The 2415-nt window shown below is 64.0% G+C and carries 3 protein-coding genes; all 3 read left to right on the plus strand.

The features are described 5' to 3' along the window. The first annotated feature begins 772 nt into the window (after window positions 1-772). The 3 genes from AAFM29_RS17155 (at window position 773) to AAFM29_RS17165 (ending at window position 2022) form a co-directional block, all read left to right on the plus strand. On the plus strand, window positions 773-1210 hold the full coding sequence (locus AAFM29_RS17155; protein WP_341713943.1) for a macro domain-containing protein: 438 nt from the start codon (window positions 773-775) through the stop codon (window positions 1208-1210). A gap of 93 nt (window positions 1211-1303) precedes the next feature. After that, window positions 1304-1522, plus strand: coding sequence for a hypothetical protein (locus tag AAFM29_RS17160; protein WP_341713944.1), 219 nt, complete (start codon window positions 1304-1306; stop codon window positions 1520-1522). A gap of 50 nt (window positions 1523-1572) precedes the next feature. Continuing rightward, window positions 1573-2022: a hypothetical protein gene (locus AAFM29_RS17165; protein ID WP_341713945.1), complete on the plus strand. Its 450-nt coding sequence runs from the start codon at window positions 1573-1575 to the stop codon at window positions 2020-2022. Window positions 2023-2415 lie beyond the last annotated feature (393 nt).

Here is a 2415-nt window from a genome sequence, read left to right on the forward strand (position 1 = left end):
CATTGGCGACATGCGGATCGACGAAGAGCAGATCTGCGAGGAGGCGGGCTACGACAAGCTCGCCGCGTGGGGCGCGCTTGCCGAGCACCTCCGCGCCGAGGCGAAAGACAGGGAGGCCGCAAAGTGAGCCACCACCCACGCGCGCCGAACGTGCCTGACGCGGAAGTCATTGCTACGCACAGCATTGAATTTCAGCCCACTTTTGTCGCTGAGGCGCCACATCGATTCCGCTGCAAACATGGTACGGCCGACTGCGAACGCTGCGGTCATCACCCACGGCGTGATGCTGCGCACACGACGGTCGGCGGACGGGGCGTGATCGCAAGACTGCGAGGTGCGTGATGAGTCCCTATCGCTCGCCCGCTACGCGTGCCCTCGTGAGCCGACCACGGCGCGGTTTCCTCGACACCGCGCGCCGACTTGGCCTCATGTGGCGCCGCGCGCAGCGGTGGAACTTTGCAGGCGGGTGGCTGGAATTGCTGTGCGCGGTGACTCCTGGAGTGTCCTTGCTGCTTGTGTTTCGCGGCGCCGGATGGGCATGGTTTGTCGGGGCGTTGCTTGTAAACCTGGCCCAGGTCGAGACGGGGGTCACCGAAGCGCTTCTCGGCTTCCTTCGGGCGAAGCGAGTGCGGTGGCTTCTTGGGCGGGACGTGCCGCGGGCGCCAGACATCACCTGCTATCCGGCGATCCGCATCTGGAGGCGCGTTCTCCGGCGAGAGATCACGATCGAGGAAGGCGCGCGAGAACTACGTCGGCTGCGGGAGGACGACCCATGTTGACCGAGATCCGCGGTGACCTGTTCACGCTCGGCATTGACGCGCTCGCGCATGGGGTCAACTGCATGGGCGTCATGGGCGCTGGTATCGCGGTTGAGTTCAAGCGGCGCTGGCCGGTTATGTTCCACCGCTACCGCACGGCGTGCCTGAACGGCACCTTACGGCCCGGCACCTGTCTGCCTTGCGCGGCGACCTCGCCGCGCTGGATCTATTGCCTCGCGACACAGCCAAGGCCGGGACCGTGCGCAATGCTGCCGGCGATTGAAGGGGCGGTCAGTGGAATGGTGCGACACGCGCGCGCCGCAAATGTGAGACGTGTCGGCATGCCACACATCGGCTGCGGGTTCGGCGGATTGCGATGGGATGAAGTGCGACCAATCGTGGAACGCGCGTCTGAGGGTATCGAGATCGTCGTCGTGGAGTGGAACCGATGAATGAGCCTCGGGGAGGTGCTTCCAGACGATGCGGGGCCCGAGGCGATCGCCTCGGCATTGCGACGGGCAACCCAAGCAAGGTCGCACCCGACCATGCTCACGGTTGCGATTCCGGACCTCGGCATCGTGGCAGCACACGGCGACACCGCGCAGGCGCTCGCCGAGGACGTTGCCTCGCAGGTGCTCCACGCGGTGCGCGATCACGCGCTCGCCGCGCCGGAGACCCTCGCGCCGGACGCGCTCGTGCTGCGGGCGAAGGTGCGGGCGCGGCTCGGGCTCGACGGCGAATGGTCTGTTGTGGAGGAGAGTTGATATGCGAACCGTCGAAAACGCGATTCCGAAGCCATTGCGAGAGGCCGTGTATGACAACGTACTTTGATAATAAGATAACCGTTTTGCGAAACTTACCGCCTGAGCAGTTTGAGGATTTTGAACAGCAGATCATCCAAGACGTGGCCAACGTGGGTGAGTTGTTACGCGCCGAGGGTGGAACAGACGCGTTCCCAGAGGACCTACGCGATGTGGCCTATCAGACGCTCTTGCGTTATTCACCGGTGGCGTGGCCATGTGGGCTCAAATACGGCGGCCCAGACTACGAGGACGTAGACGCACACCGATGCGGTCTCAGCCTAATGCTGGAGAAGTTGCACAACTTATTTCACGCGGCACACTACCGTGGCTGGAGCGGCGGCGATGGCATTTTGTATCCACTCCGCGTGGCCAACGCGCGCATGGAAGAGCGGTGCGTGGAACTGGCTCTTCGCGCTGGGGCAGAGCGGGCCACATGGTTGGTCGAGCAGGAGAACGCTTGAGTTTTGTCTACAAAACGCCTTGGTGACTAGCGCTTTCGTTGATCGTGATTAGGTACGTTGGGGGCGCATGATGAAAGCTATTGTTCGGCCAAACGCAAAGCAGAGGGTATGTGGCCCTGCCCATGCTCCGCTAGGCCGGCGACCGGCTCGGCGACCGCTGCCGGTGCGGGCTCGACGTGGTGCCGGAGAAGCGCGGGCCGCACATGGGATGAATGGCCCATAGCAATGCATTTCATACGTGCCTATTCATAGGAGCCCACGATGCGAGCGACGCAGTTTGTCTGGAGGGCCGCGGGCTCTCCGCCGCCCGTCGAGACCAATGGCACGCTGATCCGACCAAGGGCCACGAGCACGAGCGGCGGCCCCTGCGCACACTGCGGTGCCGAGGCTGCG

It is taken from the genome of Erythrobacter sp. (assembly GCF_038133525.1).
Taxonomy (GTDB): domain Bacteria; phylum Pseudomonadota; class Alphaproteobacteria; order Sphingomonadales; family Sphingomonadaceae; genus Qipengyuania.

Coding starts and splice junctions, on each gene's coding strand:
- AAFM29_RS17155 (WP_341713943.1), top strand. CDS start 773: ATGTTGACCGAGATCCGCGGTGACCTGTTCACGCTCGGCATTGACGCG.
- AAFM29_RS17160 (WP_341713944.1), top strand. CDS start 1,304: ATGCTCACGGTTGCGATTCCGGACCTCGGCATCGTGGCAGCACACGGC.
- AAFM29_RS17165 (WP_341713945.1), top strand. CDS start 1,573: ATGACAACGTACTTTGATAATAAGATAACCGTTTTGCGAAACTTACCG.